The following is an 18,540-nucleotide window of genomic DNA, read 5'->3' on the forward strand; positions in this document are numbered from 1 at the left end:
AACTTTGAATTTCATGTCTAAATTGCTGATTAATTGATATATTCCGGCATTGAATTGAAAGGGCTTTCAATGCTGCAAACCGCAATTCTCGCCGACAGCGAACGCGGAGATGAATGGGCCGAGCGATCGGAATTCTGGCTGCAATGCGCCAATGCGGCAAAGCCCAATAGGAAGCTGCGGCAGCGCAATCCCTCACCACTGATTTTGAACGGTCACGGCGTTTCGCTGCGAATTGAAAATGGCGCATTGTTGATCCGGGACGGCTTTACCCATAATCCGCAAGGGCAAATCCAATACCGATTTTTCCCGCGCGACCTCGATTTGCCGACCCGCATCCTATTGCTCGACGGCAGCGGTACGCTGTCGTTCGATGTGCTGTCCTGGCTGTCGGAACAAGGCGTTGCACTTGCCCGCATCAAGGCGAGCGGCGAGATCGCAACGGTGGCAAGCGGCACCGGCTATTTCGCCGATCGCGAAAAGGTGATGTGGCAACAGGCCACTCGTGCAAACGAAACCGAGCGGCTGGCATTTGCAGCCGACCTGATCCGCCGAAAGGTCATTTCCAGCGTGCCGACGCTGGAGGTTCATATCCCTCCGTCCAAATCCCGCGATATGGCTTTGGAGAAGGCGAATACCGGCATCGATCGCCTGAGCCGAGAGACATTCGCCGATATCAATGCGATCTTCGCGATCGAGGGTGAATGCGCATCGGCCTATTTTCGATCGTGGCACGGCTTGCCGGTTCGCTGGAAAGGCGTCCAGCGCCGACCCGTTCCGCAAGAGTGGAACGCCTATAACTGGCGCAGTTCGCGGGCGACCGGGGTTAAGCCGGAAAACCGCAACGCCTCGCATCCGGTCAACGCGATGCTGAACTATGCCTATGCCGTGAAGCTGGCGCAGTTGCAGATTCAGTCCATCGCGGACGGTTATGACCCGACCTTGGGGATCATGCACAACAGCAATCGAGGCAGTTCGGCTTGGGTTCTCGACATGATCGAACTGGAGCGTGCCGCCGTTGATGCCGCCATTCTACAATTTGTGCGGGATCAGACCTTCGCCGCAGCCGATTTTGTCGTCAGAAAGGACGGGGTTTGCAGATTGTCGCCGCAGCTAGCTCGAATGGTTGCCGGTTTGATCGCCTAGCAAGCTAGCCGTTCAGAGGCTTTCGCCCGCGCTTCAGACCCTTCGGCACATTGCCGTCACCGGCTGCGAATAGATCGCCAACTGGCACAGCCAACGTGGCCGCGAGCCGATCAAGGATATCAACGGTCGGATTTTCTTCGCCGCGTTCCATCCCGCCAAGATAGGATCGATCCACGCCTGAATCGAAGGCGAGCCGTTCCTGCGAAATATCCCGCTCAACACGCAGACGGCGAAGGTTCAGACCTACAAGTTCGCGTCCGCGCATGGCAGGACAGCAATCTTTTTGAAGGCCAATAAACCACTGTCTATATCCCTCTAATTAAGGAATGGGCGGTATCTTCGGAACCTTCTAACGTGAGGTTCGCGAATGCGCCTGTCTGTCAAACTCGTAATTGGAGCCTCCGCTATTGGTGGGGCGGCCTTGGGTGCTTGGGATTACGCTTCACCGCTTTGGACAGTACAGGGATTGCAGTCCGCGATACTGGCCCGAGATGCGACGGCGTTAAACGGTTATGTCGATTTCGAGGCTTTGCGCACCAACCTCAAGGCACAATTCGCCGCCCGTCTAGTCGCAAACAATCTCGGAGCGCCGACCTCCACTCCAGAGTACGCAGCAACCCGGCTTCAATCCGTGAACGCGATGGTTGACGGCATGATTAGCCCGCAGGCAATTCAAGTGGCAATGGAGCGAGCGGCGCAATTGCCACCCGACGCGGGGGTCAGAAAATCTTTTGATTTCAGCTCGATCCATCGCGATGGCTTCAATCAGTTCCATGTGTCGCTCGACCCAGCCGTTACGATCGCAATACGATTCGAGCGGCGCGGCTTTGGTTGGCAGGTAATCGACGTCAAACTGCCATACGATTTGAACGCAGCATTTGGACGCGGTCAGCAACCGGAGTGATCGAAAATCTGGAGCAGTGCTAGAGACGGTCGAGGTTGTCCGTTGGCTGGCAATCCGCCGATCTTTTTTGCGCAATTTCGTTGAACCGTTTGGGAAGTTCGCGCCACCTTCATTGCGATGACGCAGAAACCCGCCTTGTCTGATGAAGCGTCCCGCGCACTTGACGCCTATCTCGTTGTCGCCGCGCAATCCGGCGACGGCGCGGCATTGAGCCAGTTAGTACGGCGGTGGCATCGGCCGTTGGTGGCCCATGCCTGGCGACTGACGGGACGCCTCGATGCAGCGGAGGAAGTCGCGCAAACCGCATGGATTGAAATCATGCGCGGGCTTCCAAAGCTTCGCGACGAACGCGCTTTCCCGGCTTGGGCCTATCGGATCGTGACCCGGCATTCGGCTAAGCGCGTCGGTCAGTTTGTTGCTGAACGTGCCGCAATTGATTCGCTGTCAGTGGAAGCGGACGTTGCAGATAACGAAGCCAGCCCACAGGAGGTTGATGCCAGCCGCCTTCATCGCGCGATTGCGACCCTATCGCCCACGCACCGCGCGGCGGTCGCGCTTCACTACTTCGAAGGGTTGAGCGTCGCCGAAGTTGCCGTCGCGCTCGATACGCCAACCGGCACGATCAAAACCCGCCTTATGCACGCCCGCAATCAACTGCGGTCCCAATTCAAAGGAGACGACGATGCGTAATTCCGACGACAATATCGACGCGGCCATTGCCGCCGAGGAGCGCGAATTGCTGCGCCAGATCGGGCAGGAGCCGAATTATTTTCGGCAGCTTGCGACGGTTTTCAGCGGCGAGGCCGCTTGGGTAAACGTGATTATGATGGTCGCACAAACGGCGCTGTTCATCGGCGGCCTTTACGCCGGTTGGCAGTTTTACGACGCGACGGACACGATAGCCGCCCTTCACTGGGGCCTCCCAAGTGCCGTGATGCTGGTCACTTCGTTGATGATTAAGCTGGCGCTGTGGCCGGTCGTCCAGACCAACCGCGTGCTGTTAGCTTTGAAGCGGCTCGAAGTGCTGGCTTCCACGCGGTGATAAATTAAGGCTCACGAATGTTGACGAAGCGCCGAGGCGGCCCGGTATAGACGGCTGTAGGATTTCGGAGACATTCGTGAGCATTTTTAGAGTGATTAGACGTGGGCCGGTGTCGGCCATTCGTCACTTTCTGCATAATGAAGCGGCTGGCGGCATTCTGCTCATGGGCGCGGCGGCGCTAGCGATGATCGTTGCGAACAGCCCCCTCAGCGAATCCTACTTTCACACGCTTCATGCGAAGGTTGGTCCCCTGTCGCTGGCCCATTGGATCAACGATGGGTTGATGGCGCTGTTTTTCCTGCTGGTCGGGCTGGAGATAAAACGCGAGTTTGTTGACGGCCATCTCGCTACTTGGTCCGATCGGCTGCTGCCCTCGATCGCGGCGATAGGCGGCATGGCGCTTCCCGCGATCGTCTATCTCGGCATCGCCGGTTCGACGCCGGGCTTGGCGCGGGGTTGGGCCATTCCTGCGGCGACCGACATTGCGTTCGCTATCGGCGTAATGGCATTGCTCGGAAAGCGCGTGCCGACTTCGCTAAAACTGTTCCTGACTACGGTTGCGATCGTTGACGACATGGGCGCTGTAGCCATCATTGCGCTGGCATACACGAGTCAAATCAGCGGCCTTGCATTGCTCGCGGCTGCGGTCGTCATGGGAGCAATGTTTATCCTGAATCGCGTTGGTGTGCGGATGCTGTGGCCCTATCTCGCCTTGGCATTTTTGCTTTGGCTCGCTGTGCTGCTTTCAGGAGTTCATGCGACGATCGCAGGCGTGTTGGCCGCGACCATGGTTCCTATTCAGCGGTCGCGTGGCGCGCCTGATGATGAATTGTCGCCCCTCCACCGGTTGGAACATGGCCTTCACCCTTGGGTCGCCTTCGGCATCATCCCCATCTTCGGCTTCGCGAATGCGGGGGTGTCGTTCGCCGGTATTGGTATTGAACATATTCTAGCGCCGCTTCCGCTAGGTGTCGCCGCAGGCTTGTTCGTCGGCAAACAGTTGGGTGTATTCGGCGCGGTATGGGCATGTGATCGCTATCATATTGCCCCCAAGCCGGGCGGTGCCACGTGGCTTCAAATCTACGGCACGGCACTGTTATGCGGGATCGGCTTCACAATGAGCCTGTTCATTGGCGGACTGGCGTTTGCCGATCCGCTGTTAGTGGACGAGGTGAAGATCGGTGTATTGGGTGGCTCTATCCTGTCGGCGTTGGCAGGCTTCATTGTTCTAAGATTTGCGGCCAATAGCGTGCGCAGATGAGCAAAACGATCGGCTGAGGCGAGGTCAAAACGGCGTCAACACCCGGCTATCACTATACCCCCCGGCACAAGGCCGGGGTGACTATCAGGGGTCAGTCGAACAATTCCTCGAAGAACGACTTGCGCTTCTTGTACGGATGATGGCCGCGATTGTCGTAGTGCGGGCGTTGCTCGCGATAGGGCTCGGGCGCAGGGGTGGCGCTGCGCTCGATGATCTTGTCGAGCTCGCCGCGATCGAGCCACACGCCCCGGCAGGTGGGGCAGTGGTCGATCTCGATGCCCGAGCGCTCGACGGGCACCAGAGTGGCGCCATCGACGGGGCAGGCGAAGCTGCTCATTGCGCTTACTCCCGCTCACCCATCAGCCCCAGCAGCAGCTGGAACATGTTGATGAGGTTCAGATAGAGCGACAGCGCCCCCATGATCGCCAGCTTGTCCGCCGCCTCGCTGCGGCCATAGGCGATATATTCGCTCTTCAGGCGCTGGGTGTCATAGGCGGTGAGTCCCGCGAAAACGAGCACGCCGATGACCGACACCACCATCTGCAGCACCGACGAGCCGATGAACAGATTGACCAGACTTGCGCCGATCACCGCGATCAGCCCGACGAACAGGAAGGTGCCGAAGCCGCTGAGATCGCGATTGGTGGTGTAGCCGATCAGGCTGAGTCCCGCGAACATCGCCGAAGCGGTGAAGAACGCCATGGCGATGCTGGTGTTGGTGAAGACCAGGAAGATGCTGGCCATCGACACGCCCATGACGGCGGCGAAGGCGAAGAAGGCGGTGCGCGCGCCGGCGGTGCTCATCCGATCGATGCGGAAGGTGAAGAAGAACACGAAGGCGAGCGGCGCCAGCATCGCCACCCACTTCAGCGGGGTGCCGAAGATCAGCGCGACGAGCGCCGGCGTGGCCGCGACGCCCATCGCGACGAGGCCGGTCAGCGCCAGGCCGATGCCCATGTTGCGGTAGATGCCCAGCATGTGGCTCCGCAGGCCTTCGTCGAAGCGCGCCTGTGCGCCAGATGCCGCCATGCGATTGAATTGCGAGAGGTTTTCCATGTGGGGCTCCTTAAGCGGTGCGGGCGCGAGCGATCACGCCGCGCGCAACGCGGCGCATATGGCTCGCGTCGGGGAAATGGCGGAACAGCCGGTCCTTGATCGCCAGCCGTTCCTTTTTCAGCCGGGCGAGCCGGATGCTGTCGGGAACGCGGCGCGCGAGCTCGCGGCGGATTTCACGGTTGAGGATGCGGTGCGCCGCGATCAGGCGCTGGATAAGATCGGTCATTACTCGGCTCCATCGATATTGCATCGATCGAGCGGCCCGGTGGAGCTTTGGTGGGAAAGGAGGGGGCCTTTTGCCATGTCCAAACCTGCACCGAGCACGCTCGATGCGGTCCGACATCACGAGGGCTTGGAAGCACTCGCCAGAGGGGCCCGGTCCCGCACTATCCAGAGTAGGGGTGGAGGCCCGCGGTTTCAACCCCTGGATGGGCGCGTGCGGCTCAATCGGCCCGGCTGACCGGTCCCAACGTGCGGTCGGCGGCGGCGCGCGCCTCACGCTCCGCGGAAGCGCGCAGCGGCGCGGATATCTCGCGCTCGAACCGTTCGGTCCGCCGCTTGCGCACGCGCAAATGAACCACCGTCGCGGCGATCATTGCGAACGGGAAGCTGAGCAGGACCGGTACCGCCGCCGCGGCCCCCATTCCCTCCTGAACGGAAAGCGCCGCGAAGATGCCGCCAAGCAGCAGGCCGACATTTCCGATCGAGAGCGTCAGCCCCGCCCAACCCAGGAAACCCAAACCGAACATTTTCTTGATCGCCGCCCGGTTGCTCGTCGTCTCGTCCAGCGTGAAATTCCAGACGCGTAGATAGGGTCCGGTTCGCCGGCCCTTGCGGATCGCATGCATGGCGCCGATCACGTGGCCGCCGCGTGCCGAGATGCTCCAGTCGTCCAACCGCAGCACCTGCTCGTGCCCGGTACCGTCTATCAGGTGAATCGTTTCGTGGAGCGTGGTGTAGCTGTATCCCGCAGTCGAACTGACGACATGGCTATGGCCATATTGATTGGTCGCGATCGTTTGCGAACCGGGAACGTGATGCGTGGAGCGCGAAGCCGCTGCCTGCACGACCACGCCACCCTGCTGATAGAAAGTGAAGCTGCGCCCGCCGAAGCGGAGCAGACCGCTCTGGCTGTCAAGCCTCCATGGACGCAACGCGCGCAGGATCAGGAACATCCCGGCTGCAAATACAAGGAGATAGGGGACTAGCATGATCAGGTTTAAGTAGCGCGTATTCGCATCAAGCTCGTCGGCGATCTGCCACTGGATCTTCTGGCCGGATTCCCAGGCTTGGTAATCGGCGGACGAAAGATAGCGGCGCGAGACCTCGCGTTGGAAATCCGGATCCCGCGCCTTCTCTTCAAGCCGCCTTGAGGCTGTGCCGACATCTAAGCCTTCCGTCCGAGCGTCGTTGATCGCCTGGACACGGCACTTTTCATAATCGCGGAAGCGTTTCGGTTCGGGCCCCGATCCCAAGCGCAGATTCGTCTCATTGCTCAAGGACCGAAGGGCCGCGGCGAGTATCGCGCAGGCGGCGCCCTGGCTGGGCCGGTTGGCGCCGTAGTCGCGAACCACTTTGTCGACGGCGGGCAATCGCGATACCAGCGGACTCTCGCGCTTCGCCGACGCCGCCGGTACGAGCGCCACTGCGAGATAAAGAAACGCGGCAAATCGAAAACAAGCGCCAGTCACCGGTGACCCCCCCGATACCTTCACACGTTCCCGAACGGATCGTGGCTCATTACGGGGGCGTCAAGAACGAAAGCGTTTCGGATTTCTTTCAGGCGTCGCGCAGGCCCAGACCGATCGCGGCGCGGGCGCTGTCGGATTCGGACGAGACCACCGGATAGGCGCAATAATCGGCGGCGTAGTAGGCGCTGGGGCGATGATTGCCCGACCAGCCGATGCCGCCGAACGGCGCCGAGGAGGAAGCGCCGTTGGTCGGGCGGTTCCAGTTGACGATGCCGGCGCGGATATTGGCCCAGAACTGGTCGTAGAGCTTGGGGTCCTGGCTTACCAGCGACGCCGAGAGGCCGTAGCGCGTGTCGTTGGCCTCGGCGATCGCCGCTTCGAACGTATCGACGCGGAAAACCTGGAGGATCGGGCCGAACAGCTCGACATCGACCTTCTCGTTGGCGCCGGTCATATCGATCAGGCCGGGGGTGATGAACGGGCGCCCCTCGATCGGGCGCTCCATGTGGCGCAGCGGGCGGCCGCCCATGGTGGAGAGCGCGAGGAAACTCTCGGTCAGCATGTCGGCGGCATCGTTATCGATGACCGGGCCCATGAACGGGGCGGGATCGGCATGCGGTTCGCCGATGATCAGGCGACCGATCAGCTTGTTGATCTCGGCGATCAGCGGATCGTAGAGCTTCTGATCGACGATCAGGCGGCGCGCGGCGGTGCAGCGCTGGCCCGCGGTGGTGAAGGCCGACTGGACCGTCAGCACCGCGGCCGAATAGAGATCGGGGGTGTTCCACACCACGATCGGATTGTTGCCGCCCATTTCCAGCGCGAGGATCTTTTCGGGCCGCGACGCGAACTGGCGGTTGAGGGCGATGCCGGTGTTGGCCGAGCCGGTGAACAGCAGCCCGTCGATATCGGGATGTGCGGCAAGCGCCTTGCCTTCGTCGGGGCCGCCGATCAGCAGGCGGATGCAGCCCTCGGGAATGCCGGCGGCGTGGAAGCAATCGACCAGCATCGCGCCGGAGGCGGGGGTCTTTTCCGACGGCTTGAACACCACCGCGTTGCCCGCGAGCAGGGCCGGGACGATATGGCCGTTGGGCAGATGCACCGGGAAATTATAGGGGCCGAGCACCGCCAGCACGCCGTGCGGCTTGTGGCGCAGCGCCAGGCGGGTGTTCATCGGCGCGTCGATGCGGCGCTGGCCGGTGCGTTCGGAGAAAGCGGTGATCGAGATATCGACCTTGGCGATCACCGTCTCGATTTCGCTGCGGGCTTCCCATAGCGGCTTGCCGGTTTCGCGGGCGAGCAGATCGGTGAAGGTATCGGCCTTTTGCCGGACGACATTGGCGAACCGGCGCAGCGCCTCGATGCGATAGGCGAGCGGGCGCGCCGCCCATTCCGCCCAGGAGCGGCGTGCGTGCGCGACTTCGGTGTCTGCGTCTCCGGACTTCTGGCGCCAGAGAATGGCGCCCGTCGCGGGCTCGGTCGAGATGATTTCCTGTCCGGCCATTCTGTTCTTGGTATCGTCGCCCCGATAGAAAGTTGCGTGCTCTTGCACGAATTTTCGCGGCTATGCCAGAGCCTCCCCTCGTCCCTCATTCCAACGATGCCGCGCATCGCCGGACCCTTGGAGGGCCTCGCCCATTCGGCGAATAGCGGCGATCTTCGCGTTGAGGGGGGACCAATCGTCTTGCTCGGCGATGCGTGACCAGATCGCCTCGACTTCCTCGATCAGCATCGAGCAGGGCTCGGAATCTTCCCAATAGGGATGGTCGCGAGGCTTTCGCGGTTCGTAGCCCGCCAGCAATCCGCGGAGTTCTGCGAAAGGTTCGCCATAGGATTGGGGGAGCTGGCCGCCGAACGCGTCGAAATAAAAGCGGTCGAGCGGCGCCTTGCTGGCGGTGAGGGCGCGTTCGGTCGCCTGGACCAGCGCGCGGTCCTGCTCCGGGTTGCGCGGCTTGAGGCCGAGCCGCCACAGGACGGCGGCGGTGACTTCGCGCGTATAGGCTGCGGGAAAGCGGTCCATTGCCGCCACCAGCGGTGCCTCGTCGCAGATCAGGCGCAGCGAACTGGCGAGTTGCATCACGTCCCAGAAGATCGCCTCGGGCTGGCGGCCGAAGGCGTAAAGCCCGGCATGGTCGAAATAGGCGGCGGTGAAGCCGGGGTCCCAAGTCGGGGCGAAGCGCCACGGGCCGTAATCGAAGCTTTCGCCGCTGACGTTGATATTGTCGCTGTTGAGCACGCCGTGGACAAAGCCCGCAGCCATGAACTGGCCGGCGAGGCGCGCGGTGCGCTCGGCGACGAGAGCAAGCAGGCGTTGCGGTGCGTCATCTTTCGCTTCCTCGCCGTAATAATGGCGCAGAACATAGCCGGTGAGGCGCTTGAGGTTCTCGGTGTCCTGGAAATAGGCCAGCCGCTGGAAGATGCCGATGCGGATATGACCATGGTTGAGGCGGACCATCACCGCCGAGCGGGTGGGCGAGGGCTCGTCGCCGCGATGCAGTTGCTCGCCGGTCTCGATCAGCGAGAAGGTGCGTGAGGTTTCGACGCCCAATGCTTCGAGCATTTCGGTGGCGAGGATTTCGCGGACGCCTCCCTTGAGCGTCAGGCGGCCGTCGCCGAAGCGGCTATAGGGCGTTTGCCCCGACCCCTTGGTGCCGAGGTCCATCAGGCGGCCGTTTTCGTCCAGCATCTGGGCGAACAGGAAGCCGCGGCCATCGCCGATCTCGGGATTGTACACGCGGAACTGATGGCCGTGATAGCGCAGGGCCAGCGGGCGTGGCTGGGCGCCGGGCAGGGGTTCGAAGCGGGCGAAGTGCCGGATCCACGCGGCGTCGTCCAAGTCCTCAAGCCCGATTTCCGCTGCGGCGCGATCGTTGCGGAAGCGCAGGATCGTCTCGGGAAACGGCGCGGCCGAGACCGGATCGGCGAATTCGTCGCCTAGTTCGTCGATGGCATGTTGCGGAGTGAAGAGCATGCCGCGATATGGGGAGCGATGGGTGAACGGCGCAACTATGAAGACGGCTATTGGTGGTCGCGGGACGAGCTGAAGCTCCATTATCGCGATTATGCCGGCCCCGCGGACAAGCCGCCGGTGCTGTGCTTCCCCGGGCTGACGCGCAACGCGCGCGATTACGAGCAACTCGCCGCGCGGCTGGCGGGCGAATGGCGGGTGATCCTGGTCGAGTTTCGCGGGCGCGGCGAAAGCGCCTATGCCAAGGATCCGATGAGCTATGTGCCGCTGGCCTATCTTCAGGACGTCGAGGCGCTGCTCGCCGAGCTCAAGATCGACAGGTTCGTCGCGATCGGAACGTCTCTGGGCGGGATCGTGACAATGCTGCTGGCGGGCACCAATCCGCAGCGGCTGGCGGGCGCGGTGCTCAACGATGTCGGTCCCGAGATCGGCGAGGCCGGGCTGGCGCGGATCCGCACCTATGTCGGCAAGGGCGTGTGGCACCCGACCTGGATGCATGCGGCGCGCGCGGTCGCGGAGGGCAATGCCGATGTCTATCCCGATTTCGGGATCGAGGACTGGCTGCGGATGGCCAAGCGGCTGTACCGGGTGAACAGCCAGGGGCGGATCGTGCTCGATTACGACATGAAGATCGCCGAGCCGTTCCGCATTCCCGGCAACGAGGCCGCGCCCGATATGTGGCCGACGATCGACGCGCTGCAGGGCAAGCCGCTGCTGGTGGTGCGCGGCGAGCGATCGGATATCCTGAGCAAGGATGTGGCGGCGAAGATGGTCAAGCGGGTCAAGGGCGCCGAACTGGTGACGCTCCCCGGCATCGGCCATGCGCCGACGCTGGATGAGCCGGAAGCGGTGGCGGGAATCGAGCGACTCTTGGCGAAGGTTGTTCCTTAAATTGTCGCCCCGGACTTGTTCTGGGGTCAAACTATCCGCAGGCTATGGGCGGGAGGCTCTGGCTGCAGCGCCCGCCGCACCCTGGACCCCGGAACAAGTCCGGGGTGACAGTGAAGTGGGTGCTCGCTAAGCCCTCCCCCAGCATGTCGATCCACATCCTCCACCTCCATTCCACCTTCAACCTTGGCGGCAAGGAAGCGCGCGCGGTTCGGCTGATGAACGCGTTCGGCGACAAGGCGCGGCATACCATCGTCTCGGCAATGCCTGATCAGCTCGCCGCGCGCGCCATGATCGACAAGGGCATCAAATATGAGATCGCGCTCGATCCGCCGCCGCTTTCGGGGCGGCCCTCGGTCAGGCGCTACGAGGCGATCGCCCGCTATATGCGCCGCTTCGATCTGGTGCTGACCTATAATTGGGGCGCGATCGACGGGGTGATGGCGGCGCGGGTGTTCGGCAAGGATCTGCCGCCGCTCGTGCATCATGAGGACGGGTTCAACGCCGATGAGGCGGTGCGGCTCAATCCGGTGCGCAACATGTACCGCCGGATCGCCTTGCCCGCCGCCAATGCGCTGGTGGTGCCGTCGGAAAAGCTCCAGCAGGTCGCGCTCACCCAGTGGCGTCAGCCGCCGGAGCGGCTGCGGCGGATCGCGAATGGCGTGCGGACGGGGCTCTACTCCGGAAAACCCGATCCGAAGCTGATACCCGAACTGCGGAAGAAGAAGCCCGGGCAGGTCGTCATCGGCACCGTGGCGGGCCTGCGGCCGGTAAAGGATCTGCCGATGCTGGTGCGCGCCTGTGCCGGGCTCAACAGCCGCTTCAAGCTGGTGATCGTCGGCGAGGGGCCGGAGCGCCAAGCGATCGTCGATGCCGCCGAGGGGATGGGGATCGAGGATGACGTGATCCTCACCGGTTTTCTGCCCGAGCCGCACAAATATATGGGGCTGTTCGATATCTTCGCGCTCTCGTCGCAGAGCGAGCAGGCGCCGATCTCGGTGATCGAGGCGATGGCGGCCGGGCTGCCGGTGGTGGCGCCCGATGTCGGTGATATCTCGGCGATGGTGTGCGAGTACAACCGCAAATATATCGCGCCCGAGCGTACCGAGGTGCTGTTGCGCGACCGCATCGACATTTTCGCCCAGCATAGCGATTTGCGCCAATATGTCGGCGCCGCGAACCGCGAGCGGGCTCGCGCGTTATATGACGAAAGCGAAATGGTCTTCGCCTATGCGCGGCTCTATGCCGAGGCTATGGGCCGTCCGGGCGTTCTCGGGTAACAAATGTTACTCGCTTGTTGCCGTTGATCGGGCTAGGTCGCCCGTGAATTTTAGTGGAGGCGATGTGTTCAAGGGTCTTAGTCCTATTCTCTACAACGGCCGCGAGGTTTGGCCGCTCGTCGAGGGTGGGAAGGGCGTTGCCGCTACCAATCATGCCAGCGCGGGCGCCTGGGCGGCTGCCGGCGGCATCGGTACGGTCAGCGCGGTGAATGCCGACAGCTATGACGCCGAAGGCAAGATCATTCCCCAGATCTACAAGGCCCTGACCCGCCGCGAGCGCCATGAAGAGCTGATCGAATATGCGATCGAAGGGGCGGTCACCCAGGTCAAGCGCGCTTATGACATCGCCAGCGGCAAGGGCGCGATCAACATCAACGTGCTGTGGGAAATGGGCGGCGCCCAGCGCATCCTGCAGGGCGTGCTCGAGCGGACCAAGGGGCTGGTCGCGGGCGTGACCTGCGGCGCGGGGATGCCCTACAAGCTCAGCGAGATCGCGGCGCACCACAACGTCACCTATCTGCCGATCGTCAGCTCGGGCCGTGCCTTCCGGGCGCTGTGGAAGCGGGCTTATTCCAAGGCTTCGGAATGGCTTTCGGCGGTGGTCTATGAGGATCCGTGGCTGGCGGGCGGGCACAATGGCTTGTCCAACGCCGAAGACCCGCTGAAGCCGCAGGACCCGTATCCGCGCGTCAAGGAACTGCGCGACGTGATGCGCGAGGGCGGGATTTCGGACGATGTGCCGATCGTGATGGCCGGCGGCGTCTGGTATCTGCGCGACTGGAACAACTGGATCGACAATCCCGAGCTTGGCAAAATCGCTTTCCAGTTCGGCACCCGGCCGCTGCTGACGCAGGAAAGCCCCATCCCGCAGGGGTGGAAAGACGAGCTGATGAAGATCGAGCCCGGCGACGTGCTCCTCCATCGCTTCTCGCCGACCGGCTTCTATTCGTCGGCGGTCAAGAACCCGTTCCTGCGTGCGCTCGAGGCGCGCTCGGAGCGCCAGATTGCCTATTCGACCGAAAGCGTCGGCGATCACACCTTCCAGCTCGATGTGGGCGTGAAGGGCAAGAACTTCTGGGTGACGCGCAACGATCTGCTGCGCGCGCGCGAGTGGTTCGGCCTCGGTTATACCAGCGCGCTCAAGACGCCGGACAACACGCTGGTCTTTGTCGGCGAAGAGGAAAAGGCTGTGATCCGCAAGGATCAGGCCGATTGCATGGGCTGCCTCAGCCAGTGCGCCTTCTCGAGCTGGGCGGACAGCGAGACCAACTCGACCGGACGCCTGGCCGATCCGCGCAGCTTCTGCATCCAGAAGACGCTGCAGGACATCGCGCATGGCGGGCCGACCGACCAGAACCTGATGTTCGCGGGGCACGGCGCGTATAATTTCAAGAAGGACCCGTTCTATTCGAACGGGTTCGTGCCGACGGTGAAGCAACTGGTCGATCGGATTTTGACGGGGGACTGAGGCATGGGGGTCTCCGATCTGTACGGAGCCTTCGCGCTATTTTCGGTACTCGCATCTGTCCTGAGCATCAGACTGCTTCAGCGTAACCCCGCTTGGGCCTATGTAGCGTCGCTGGTGCTGACGTGCATCCTGACACATGCCTTTTTGAGCTATCACTTCGAAGAGCTTGGCCGGGATCCGCTCTACGTTCCCGCATATTTCTTTGCGGCAGTGATCACTGCGTTAGGTCTAGTCTTGCTGCACATGGTGCTTCGGATCGCGTTGGACCTGATAACCGCCAGTCGCGAGAGCGGCTGAAGGTCGCGTTTCGGCGCGCCAAGAATGGTTAACTGGCCGGAAACCGGCGATCCGTTATTCTGAGCCGCAATGAAGAAGGGCCTGATCGTTCGGCACGTTCCCTATGAAGGGATTGCGGGGTTTCGCGAGCCGATCGAGGCCGCGGGCTATGATCTCGACCGCTTCGACGTCACCGATCCCGGATTTTGGCAGCTCGATCTCAACGCGCCCGACCTCGTCATCCTGATGGGCGGCCCGATGGGCGTGTACGAGCTTGGCGCGCACCCGTGGATTTGCTGCGAGGTCGACCGGCTGGCGCGGCGGATCGAACGGGGCTTGCCGACGCTCGGCGTATGCCTGGGCGCGCAGATGATCGCGGCGGCGATGGGCGCGGAGGTTTATCCCGGACCGGTCAAGGAAGTGGGGTTTCACCCGGTGACGGTGCACAGCGACTCGCCGGTGCGCCATGTCGCCGATGTGCCGGTGCTGCACTGGCATGGCGACACCTTCGCGCTGCCTGACAATGTCGAATTGCTCGCCTCCAGCGACGCCTATCCGCATCAGGCGTTCCGCCGCGGCCCGGAACTGCTGGCGCTGCAATTCCATGCCGAGATGGGTGAGGATTCGCGCTTTGAGTCGTGGCTTGAAAGTGGTGCCGACTATGCGGTGCAGGCTGGCACCTCGGTCGAGCGGCTGCGCGCCGAACACGCCGCGCTTGGCCCTGCCGCCGCCGCCGCGGGCCGGGCGATGATCGGGGAGTGGCTTGGCGGGCTTTAGAGCCAGCCGTCGAGCACCTGATCGGGGGGACGGTCGCCGCGCGCCCAGACGCCGATATTGACGATAACCTTCTGCCCCATCGCCTCGCGGCCTTCGAAGGTCGCCGAGCCGAGATGCGGCAGGAGGATGACGTTATCGAGATCCATCAGCCGCGGATCGACGGCGGGTTCGCCGACATAGACGTCGAGGCCCGCCCCGGCGATCCGGCCGCCCTTCAGCGCTTGCACCAGGGCTTCGGGATCGACGATCTCGCCGCGCGCGGTGTTGATCAGCCAGCTCGTCGGACCAAGCAGATCGAGGCGGCGGGCATCGATCAGGCCGTGGGTCGAGTCGCTGTGCGGGGTGTGGATCGTCAGGATGTCGACCGCTTCGAGCATGGTATCGAGATCGGGATGGAAGGTCGCGCCCAGCTGCGCTTCGAGCACTTCGGCGACGCGGTGGCGGCCGTGATAATGGATCTGGAGGCCGAAGGCGCGGGCGCGCTGGGCGACCGCCTGGCCGATGCGGCCCATGCCGAGGATGCCGAGCTTCTTGCCACCGATGCGGTGGCCACGCATGCCGGTGGGCGACCAGCCCGCCCATTCGCCGGCGCGGACCATCTTGTCGCCCTCCACCAGCCGGCGCGGGGCGGCGAGGATCAGCGCCATCGCCATATCGGCGGTGTCTTCGGTCAGCACGCCCGGCGTGTTGGTGACCACGATCCCGCGCTCGCGGGCGGCCTTGAGATCGATATGGCCATAACCGGCGCCGTAATTTGCGATAAGGCGCAGGCGATCGGGGGCGCCCGCGATCAGCTCTGCATCGATCCGGTCGGTAACGGTGGGCACGAAGGCGTCGCAATCGGCCATCGCCGCCGCCAGTTGTTCGCGGTTCAGCGCGGCGTCATCGGCGCTGAGCCTTATGTCGAACAGCTCGGCCATGCGGGCCTCGACGCTTTCCGGCAACGAGCGGGTGACGAACACCCGGGGGCGGGCGGGGCGGGACGCTTGTGCCATAAAGAGCGATTGGCCCGCTGGCCGGGCGCAGTCAACGGGTTGAAGGAGCGCGGGCGCTCGGGATAAGGATCGATGATGGTGAATCGGCGCATGCGGATCGTGGGTTGGGTGGTGCTGGCGCTGGTCGCGCTCGGCATGGCGATCCCGGTGGCGATGGCGCAGCAGAAGCCGCCCTATTTCGCATCGATCGACGCGGACAAGGCGCGGATGCGAACCGGGCCGGGCCGCAACTATCCGTCGAGCTGGCTCTATCAGCGCCGCGATCTGCCGATCAAGGTGATCGATATCTATGGCGAGTGGCGCAAGATCGAGGATCCGGACGGCACCCAGGGCTGGATGCTGGTCAACCTGCTGAGTCCGACGCGTACCGCGATGGTGACCGGCACGGTGACCGAGATGCGCGCCGCCCCCAATTTCAATGCGCGGATCAACTGGCGCGCGGCACCGGGCGTGGTCGGGCGGATCAGTAAATGCTCGGCTGGCTGGTGCTGGTTCGATGTGCGCGGGCGCGGCGGCTATGTCGAGCAGTCGCATATCTGGGGCATGGAGCCCGGCGAAGCGCTGAACTGAGCGGTGCAGGGCGACACGGGGTTCGGGCAAAGCCACGCGCACGCGCGGCGCGAATGTTCCCTAAAGTTCGCACTGACCCATGGCGATTTCGAACCGACGATTTCAAGGAGCCGCCGGCTGGGTTACCGGGGACATGGCAGTCTCCCGGTCAAACAGGCGAAATCCTGTATCGAAGGCACATCGAAGCCGTCAGTAACCGCCCGGCGCGAGGCGTTGCGACAGCCACCAGATATTGCCCGAGGGATCGCGAACCCCGCCCTGATTCTCGCCATAGGGACGAAAGCCAACCGCCGTGACCTGTTCGCCTCCCGCCGCGATCGCACGGTCCATCGCGGCCTCGGCGTCCGCGACATAGAGGTAGATCGTGCCCCGCGACGGCGGATATTCCTCGCTCGCTTCGCTGACCATGATCGTGGTGTCGCCGAAGCGGACATGCGCGTTGCGGACCACGCCATCGGGCGAGGCGTGGATATCGATGGTTTCGCCGCCCAGCCCATCGGCGAGGAAGTCGAGATAGGCGCGGGCGTTCGCGGCGAAGATATAAGGGAAGAGTCGCGTGAAGCCGGGCGGGACGAGCGGCCCGCTGGCGGAGGAGGGTTCGGTCATTTCGGTTTCCCTGGCTGCGGGACGGAGCGGCATGCCTGGCCAGCCAACAAGATCCTGCCGCCGCGCTATCCCGAGCTTGAGCAGGATATTGGCGAGGTGGAACTTGACGCCGTCGATACTGATCCGCTGCCGTTCGGCGATCTGGCGGTTGGTCAAGCCATGACGCGCCGCGTGGGCGACACGCCATTCGGCCGGGGTCAGGATGTCCGGATAGGCGGGCCTTCCGCGCTGGCGCCTTGCGGTCATAGCTCGACTTTATGGGGGAAGCCCGCGAATTTCACTCCCCCGGCCAGCCTGTTGCCGGTTCGCCGATCGACGATTCCCGACCGGCGGGCCGAACGCGAAATCGACGAGGCTCGGCGATGCGGATTCTTCGCCCAGCGTTGGAGCTGGCCGTCAGTCCAGCAGTTCCACGGCCACCGCCGTCGCTTCTCCGCCGCCGATGCAGAGCGAGGCGAGGCCGCGCTTCTGGCCGGTGGTCTCCAGCGCCGAGAGGAGCGTCGCCATGACGCGGGCGCCGCTGGCGCCGATCGGGTGGCCGAGCGCGGTGGCGCCGCCGTGGATGTTGATCTTGTCATGCGGGATGCCGAGATCGTGCATCGCGATCATCGCCACGCAGGCAAATGCCTCGTTGACTTCGAACAGGTCGACATCGCCGACCGACCAGCCCGCCTTTTCCAGTGCCTTGCGCATCGCGAACACCGGGGCGGTGGTGAACAGTGACGGGGCGTGGGCATGGCCGGCATGGCTGACGATGCGCGCGATGGGAGTGAGGCCGAGCTTCTCGGCGACTGACATGCGCGTCATCACCATCGCCGCGGCGCCGTCCGAGATCGAGGAGGCGTTGGCGGCGGTGATCGTGCCGTCCTTGGAGAAGGCGGGCTTGAGGGTCGGGATTTTCGAGGCGTCGCCCTTGGCCGGCTGCTCGTCGAGGGTGACGGTGGTGACGCCCTTGCGGCCCTTGACCTCGACCGGTGTGATCTCGCGATCGAAGGCACCGGTCTTCTGCGCCTTTTGCGCCCGCTCCAGCGAGGCGATAGCGTAATTGTCCTGCGCCTCGCGGGTGAACTGATAGTGCTGCGCCGTCTCTTCGGCGAAGCTGCCCATCAGGCGGCCGGGCTCATAAGCGTCTTCGAGACCATCGAGATACATGTGATCCTTGAGCACATCATGGCCGATGCGCGCGCCGCCGCGGTGACGCATCGACAGATAGGGCGCGTTGGTCATGCTCTCCATGCCGCCCGCGACGAGCACGTCGATCGAGCCTGCCGCCAGCGCTTCGGCGGCCATGATTGCGGCTTGCATGCCAGAGCCGCACATCTTGTTGAGGGTGGTCGCTTCGATGTGCTGCGGCAGGCCCGCCTTGAGCGCCGCCTGACGCGCGGGGGCCTGGCCGAGGCCGGCGGGGAGGACGCAGCCCATATAGATGCGCTCGATGGCATCGCCCTTGAGGCCTGCGCGTTCGACCGCCGCACCGACTGCGGCCGCGCCGAGATCGGTGGCGCTGGCGTCGGTCAGGCTGCCCTGAAAGCTGCCCATCGGGGTGCGGGCGTAGGAAGCGATGACGATATCGTCGGCGGACATAATTGATCCTCTGATTGGTTGGGCGCGATCT

At 63.5% G+C, this 18,540-nt stretch carries 21 protein-coding genes; 11 read left to right on the forward strand and 10 right to left on the reverse strand.

What is annotated here, in order from left to right; all coding sequences use genetic code 11:
• Positions 1 to 69: 69 nt before the first annotated feature.
• Positions 70 to 1,143, forward strand: a complete 1,074-nt coding sequence (gene cas1, locus KF730_RS07130; RefSeq protein ID WP_294093361.1) for a CRISPR-associated endonuclease Cas1 — start codon at positions 70 to 72, stop codon at positions 1,141 to 1,143.
• A gap of 4 nt (positions 1,144 to 1,147) precedes the next feature.
• On the opposite strand, the gene KF730_RS07135 is transcribed toward cas1, so the two are convergent.
• Entirely contained in the window at positions 1,148 to 1,408 is a 261-nt protein-coding gene (locus KF730_RS07135) for a helix-turn-helix transcriptional regulator (RefSeq protein WP_294093362.1), read from the reverse strand.
• A gap of 102 nt (positions 1,409 to 1,510) precedes the next feature.
• Here KF730_RS07135 and KF730_RS07140 point away from each other — a divergent pair, with 102 nt between their 5' ends.
• From KF730_RS07140 to nhaA, 4 genes are all read left to right on the forward strand, one after another.
• A complete protein-coding gene (locus KF730_RS07140) occupies positions 1,511 to 2,047 on the forward strand; it encodes a DUF2939 domain-containing protein (protein ID WP_294093363.1) in 537 nt (178 codons plus the stop codon).
• Between the two features lie 117 nt (positions 2,048 to 2,164).
• Positions 2,165 to 2,737 carry an RNA polymerase sigma factor gene (locus KF730_RS07145; RefSeq protein WP_294093366.1) on the forward strand — a complete coding sequence of 191 codons (573 nt, stop codon included), beginning with the start codon at positions 2,165 to 2,167 and terminating at the stop codon, positions 2,735 to 2,737.
• Complete coding sequence (locus KF730_RS07150; RefSeq protein ID WP_294093367.1) at positions 2,730 to 3,089, forward strand: DUF6768 family protein; 360 nt, start codon at positions 2,730 to 2,732, stop codon at positions 3,087 to 3,089. The genes KF730_RS07145 and KF730_RS07150 overlap by 8 nt, the downstream gene beginning before the upstream one ends.
• A gap of 118 nt (positions 3,090 to 3,207) precedes the next feature.
• Complete coding sequence (nhaA, locus tag KF730_RS07155) at positions 3,208 to 4,350, forward strand: Na+/H+ antiporter NhaA (protein WP_294095791.1); 1,143 nt, start codon at positions 3,208 to 3,210, stop codon at positions 4,348 to 4,350.
• 91 nt (positions 4,351 to 4,441) lie between these two features.
• Here the strand turns inward: nhaA and KF730_RS07160 are convergent, their stop codons facing one another.
• The 6 genes from KF730_RS07160 to KF730_RS07185 all read right to left on the reverse strand — a co-directional run bounded on the left by KF730_RS07160 (position 4,442) and on the right by KF730_RS07185 (position 10,068).
• On the reverse strand, positions 4,442 to 4,687 hold the full coding sequence (locus KF730_RS07160) for a zf-TFIIB domain-containing protein (RefSeq protein WP_294093368.1): 246 nt from the start codon (positions 4,685 to 4,687) through the stop codon (positions 4,442 to 4,444).
• 5 nt (positions 4,688 to 4,692) lie between these two features.
• The gene (locus tag KF730_RS07165; protein WP_294093369.1) at positions 4,693 to 5,406 is read right to left on the reverse strand and encodes a Bax inhibitor-1/YccA family protein; all 714 of its coding nucleotides are present in this window, start codon (positions 5,404 to 5,406) and stop codon (positions 4,693 to 4,695) included.
• Positions 5,407 to 5,416: 10 nt separating this feature from the next.
• Positions 5,417 to 5,632, reverse strand: a complete 216-nt coding sequence (locus KF730_RS07170) for a YdcH family protein (protein WP_294093370.1) — start codon at positions 5,630 to 5,632, stop codon at positions 5,417 to 5,419.
• A 217-nt stretch (positions 5,633 to 5,849) separates the two neighbouring features.
• Positions 5,850 to 6,905: a hypothetical protein gene (locus KF730_RS07175; RefSeq protein WP_294093372.1), complete on the reverse strand. Its 1,056-nt coding sequence runs from the start codon at positions 6,903 to 6,905 to the stop codon at positions 5,850 to 5,852.
• 280 nt (positions 6,906 to 7,185) lie between these two features.
• A complete protein-coding gene (gene astD, locus KF730_RS07180) occupies positions 7,186 to 8,601 on the reverse strand; it encodes a succinylglutamate-semialdehyde dehydrogenase (protein ID WP_294095793.1) in 1,416 nt (471 codons plus the stop codon).
• A gap of 60 nt (positions 8,602 to 8,661) precedes the next feature.
• A complete protein-coding gene (locus KF730_RS07185; protein ID WP_294093374.1) occupies positions 8,662 to 10,068 on the reverse strand; it encodes a protein adenylyltransferase SelO family protein in 1,407 nt (468 codons plus the stop codon).
• Positions 10,069 to 10,086: 18 nt separating this feature from the next.
• Between KF730_RS07185 and KF730_RS07190 the strand changes: the two genes are divergently transcribed.
• The 5 genes from KF730_RS07190 to KF730_RS07210 all read left to right on the forward strand — a co-directional run bounded on the left by KF730_RS07190 (position 10,087) and on the right by KF730_RS07210 (position 14,754).
• Positions 10,087 to 10,956: an alpha/beta hydrolase gene (locus KF730_RS07190; RefSeq protein ID WP_294093376.1), complete on the forward strand. Its 870-nt coding sequence runs from the start codon at positions 10,087 to 10,089 to the stop codon at positions 10,954 to 10,956.
• Positions 10,957 to 11,099: 143 nt separating this feature from the next.
• Positions 11,100 to 12,233, forward strand: coding sequence for a glycosyltransferase (locus tag KF730_RS07195; protein WP_294093378.1), 1,134 nt, complete (start codon positions 11,100 to 11,102; stop codon positions 12,231 to 12,233).
• A gap of 64 nt (positions 12,234 to 12,297) precedes the next feature.
• Complete coding sequence (locus KF730_RS07200; RefSeq protein WP_294095796.1) at positions 12,298 to 13,701, forward strand: nitronate monooxygenase; 1,404 nt, start codon at positions 12,298 to 12,300, stop codon at positions 13,699 to 13,701.
• Positions 13,702 to 13,704: 3 nt separating this feature from the next.
• A complete protein-coding gene (locus KF730_RS07205; protein WP_294093380.1) occupies positions 13,705 to 13,998 on the forward strand; it encodes a hypothetical protein in 294 nt (97 codons plus the stop codon).
• 69 nt (positions 13,999 to 14,067) lie between these two features.
• Complete coding sequence (locus KF730_RS07210; RefSeq protein WP_294093382.1) at positions 14,068 to 14,754, forward strand: glutamine amidotransferase; 687 nt, start codon at positions 14,068 to 14,070, stop codon at positions 14,752 to 14,754.
• Here the strand turns inward: KF730_RS07210 and KF730_RS07215 are convergent.
• Positions 14,751 to 15,749 (reverse strand): D-glycerate dehydrogenase, encoded by a 999-nt coding sequence (locus KF730_RS07215; protein WP_294093384.1) that lies wholly within the window; start codon positions 15,747 to 15,749, stop codon positions 14,751 to 14,753. The two genes, KF730_RS07210 and KF730_RS07215, sit on opposite strands and share 4 nt — an antisense overlap.
• 72 nt (positions 15,750 to 15,821) lie before the next feature.
• Here KF730_RS07215 and KF730_RS07220 point away from each other — a divergent pair, with 72 nt between their 5' ends.
• A complete protein-coding gene (locus KF730_RS07220) occupies positions 15,822 to 16,319 on the forward strand; it encodes an SH3 domain-containing protein (RefSeq protein WP_294093386.1) in 498 nt (165 codons plus the stop codon).
• A gap of 189 nt (positions 16,320 to 16,508) precedes the next feature.
• Here the strand turns inward: KF730_RS07220 and KF730_RS07225 are convergent, their stop codons facing one another.
• Positions 16,509 to 17,171, reverse strand: a complete 663-nt coding sequence (locus KF730_RS07225) for a LuxR C-terminal-related transcriptional regulator (protein ID WP_294093387.1) — start codon at positions 17,169 to 17,171, stop codon at positions 16,509 to 16,511.
• A 150-nt stretch (positions 17,172 to 17,321) separates the two neighbouring features.
• The gene (locus KF730_RS07230) at positions 17,322 to 18,509 is read right to left on the reverse strand and encodes an acetyl-CoA C-acyltransferase (RefSeq protein ID WP_294093389.1); all 1,188 of its coding nucleotides are present in this window, start codon (positions 18,507 to 18,509) and stop codon (positions 17,322 to 17,324) included.
• Positions 18,510 to 18,540: the final 31 nt, after the last annotated feature.

The organism is Sphingomonas sp., assembly GCF_019635515.1.
Classification (GTDB): Bacteria; Pseudomonadota; Alphaproteobacteria; order Sphingomonadales; family Sphingomonadaceae; genus Sphingomonas.